This window comes from Pedobacter sp. JY14-1 (assembly GCF_029269825.1).
Taxonomy (GTDB): Bacteria; Bacteroidota; Bacteroidia; order Sphingobacteriales; family Sphingobacteriaceae; genus Pedobacter.
In genome coordinates this window covers 1-3,327 of record NZ_JARJHU010000004.1, presented here as the reverse complement: position 1 = coordinate 3,327, position 3,327 = coordinate 1, and the positions used below count along the sequence as shown (strand labels likewise).

Annotated in this window: 2 tRNA genes and 1 rRNA gene; all 3 read left to right on the top strand. The window is 49.4% G+C overall.

The features are described from left to right. Positions 1-4: 4 nt before the first annotated feature. A tRNA-Ile gene (locus P2W84_RS10490) sits at positions 5-79 on the top strand. Positions 80-94: 15 nt separating this feature from the next. Continuing rightward, a tRNA-Ala gene (locus tag P2W84_RS10485) sits at positions 95-168 on the top strand. Between the two features lie 211 nt (positions 169-379). Beyond that, positions 380-3,257: ribosomal RNA gene (locus tag P2W84_RS10480) — 23S ribosomal RNA — on the top strand. The last annotated feature ends 70 nt before the right edge of the window (positions 3,258-3,327 follow it).

The window sequence follows — 3,327 nt, the reverse complement described above, 5'->3', positions numbered from 1 at the left end:
ATAAAGTCCCGTAGCTCAGTTTGGTTAGAGCACTACACTGATAATGTAGGGGTCAGCAGTTCAAATCTGCTCGGGACTACGATTGAATTCTATTGGGGGATTAGCTCAGCTGGCTAGAGCGCCTGCCTTGCACGCAGGAGGTCAACGGTTCGACTCCGTTATTCTCCACGAATGGTTATCTGCTTAGTGATAAGCCTGGGGATGAAAAGCTCCCGGATAACCGGAAAGTTCTTTGACATATTGGAAGAAGTTAAAAAAGAAGAGCAAACAACAATAGAGGACGTTGTTTGACTGTCAGGGGGTGTTTATCACCACCGGGCAAAAGGTCAGACGGCAGAATCAAAAAAAAGCATTCCATATGCGCAAAAGGGTATGGAAGAAGAAAGTAAATAAGAGCACACAGGGGATGCCTTGGCTCTCAGAGGCGATGAAGGACGTGATAAGCTGCGATAAGCTGCGGGGATTGGCAAATACGAATTGATCCGCGGATTTCCGAATGGGGAAACCTGGCTGGTTGAAGACCAGTCGTAATAATACGCAAACCTGCCGAACTGAAACATCTAAGTAAGCAGAGGAGAAGAAAATAACAATGATTTCCTGAGTAGTGGCGAGCGAAAGGGAAAGAGCCCAAACCCATCATGTTACGGCATGCTGGGGGTTGTAGGACTGCGTTGTGGTATAACAAAATGAAGTGGAACAGGATGGGAATCCTGGCGATACAGAGTGATAGCCTCGTACACGTAAGTAATGTTAACCTAGCAGTATCCTGAGTACCGCGAGGTCGGAGACGCCTTGTGGGAATTTGCCGGCACCATCCGGTAAGGCTAAATACTCCTGAGAGACCGATAGTGAACCAGTACCGTGAGGGAAAGGTGAAAAGAACCCCGAACAGGGGAGTGAAATAGAACCTGAAACTGTGTGCTTACAAGCGGTCGGAGCATCATAATGGTGTGACGGCGTGCCTTTTGCATAATGAGCCTACGAGTTACTCTTCTCTGGCGAGGTTAAGTGGTTCAGCCATGAAGCCGAAGCGAAAGCGAGTCTGAATAGGGCGTATAGTCAGGGGAGGTAGACGCGAAACCTTGTGATCTACCCATGGACAGGTTGAAGGTGCGGTAACACGTACTGGAGGACCGAACCGATAAACGTTGAAAAGTTTCCGGATGATCTGTGGGTAGGGGTGAAAGGCTAATCAAACTGGGAAATAGCTCGTACTCCCCGAAATGTTTTTAGGAACAGCGTCGGAATAGAGTTAAATAGAGGTAGAGCTACTGATTGGGTGCGGGGGAGTCAAATCCTACCAAATCCAGACAAACTCCGAATGCTATTTAATATGTCCGGCAGTGAGGCGCGGGGTGCTAAGGTCACGCGCCGAGAGGGAAAGAACCCAGACCATCAGCTAAGGTCCCCAAGTTACAGTTAAGTTGAACTAACGAGGTCCGATTGCACAGACAGCTAGGATGTTGGCTTGGAAGCAGCCATTCATTTAAAGAGTGCGTAACAGCTCACTAGTCGAGCGATCGGGCATGGATAATAAACGGGCATTAAATTGTACACCGAAGCTATGGGTAATATTAATATTACGGTAGGGGAGCATTCCAGCGGCGGCGAAGGTAAGACGTAAGTTTTGCTGGAGCTTCTGGAAAAGCAAATGTAGGCATAAGTAACGATAAGGCGGGCGAGAAACCCGCCCACCGAAAGGATAAGGTTTCCTGATCAACGCTAATCGGATCAGGGTTAGTCGGGGCCTAAGGATCACCCGAGAGGGGACTTCCGATGGACAACGGGTTAATATTCCCGTACTTTTTATAACTGCGATGTGGTGACGGAGTAGTGACACTGCCGCGATCTGACGGAATAGATCGTTGAAGGCTATAGGTATAGGACCCCCAGGCAAATCCGGGGGTTTTGCTGAAGGCCGATAGTACCTTGAACCTTCGGGGGATGGGATAGTGCAGGTAATCAGACTTCCAAGAAAACCCGCTAAGCTTCAGGTTATAAAAACCCGTACCGCAAACCGACACAGGTATCCGGGAAGAGGATTCTAAGGTGCTCGAGTGAATCATGGCTAAGGAACTCGGCAAAATGGCCCTGTAACTTCGGGAGAAGGGGCGCTGGCAGCAATGTCAGCCGCAGTGAAAAGGCCCAGGCGACTGTTTAACAAAAACACATGGCTTTGCAAAATCGAAAGATGAAGTATAAGGCCTGACACCTGCCCGGTGCTGGAAGGTTAAGAGGGGATGTTAGTCGCAAGGCGAAGCATTGAATCGAAGCCCCAGTAAACGGCGGCCGTAACTATAACGGTCCTAAGGTAGCGAAATTCCTTGTCGGGTAAGTTCCGACCTGCACGAATGGTGTAACGATCTGGGCGCTGTCTCAGCCATGAGCTCGGTGAAATTGTGGTCCCGGTGAAGACGCCGGGTACCCGCAACGGGACGGAAAGACCCCATGCACCTTCACTACAATTTAACATTGCCATTGGATACAGGATGTGTAGGATAGGTGGGAGACTATGAAGCGGCGTCGCCAGGCGTCGTGGAGTCAACGTTGAAATACCACCCTTTCTGTATTCGGTGTCTAACTTCGCTGAGCGAAGGACATTGTTTGATGGGTAGTTTGACTGGGGTGGTCGCCTCCAAAAAGGTAACGGAGGCTTTCAAAGGTAAGCTCAATACGCTTGGTAACCGTATGAGGAGTGCAATAGCATAAGCTTGCTTGACTGTGAGACAGACAAGTCGATCAGGGTCGAAAGACGGATATAGTGATCCGGTGGTTCTGCATGGAAGGGCCATCGCTCAAAGGATAAAAGGTACGCTGGGGATAACAGGCTGATCTCCCCCAAGAGCTCATATCGACGGGGAGGTTTGGCACCTCGATGTCGGCTCGTCACATCCTGGGGCTGGAGAAGGTCCCAAGGGTTCGGCTGTTCGCCGATTAAAGTGGCACGCGAGCTGGGTTCAGAACGTCGCGAGACAGTTCGGTCCCTATCTGTTGTGGGCGTTGGAATTTTGAGTGGGGCTGACCTTAGTACGAGAGGACCGGGTTGGACCAGCCTCTAGTGAATCTGTTGTTCCGCCAGGGGCATTGCAGAGTAGCTACGCTGGGAATAGATAAGCGCTGAAAGCATCTAAGTGCGAAACTAGCCACGAGATGAGAATTCCATATAGGATCGTAGCAGACTACTACGTTGATAGGTTACAGATGTAAAGATGGCGACATCAAAGTCGAGTAATACTAATTATCCGAAGCTTTCTAAAGCACAACAACCGTTGTTTGCTCTTCGAGCTTAACTTCTTTCAATAATATGTCATTGTTTGGATGATGTGT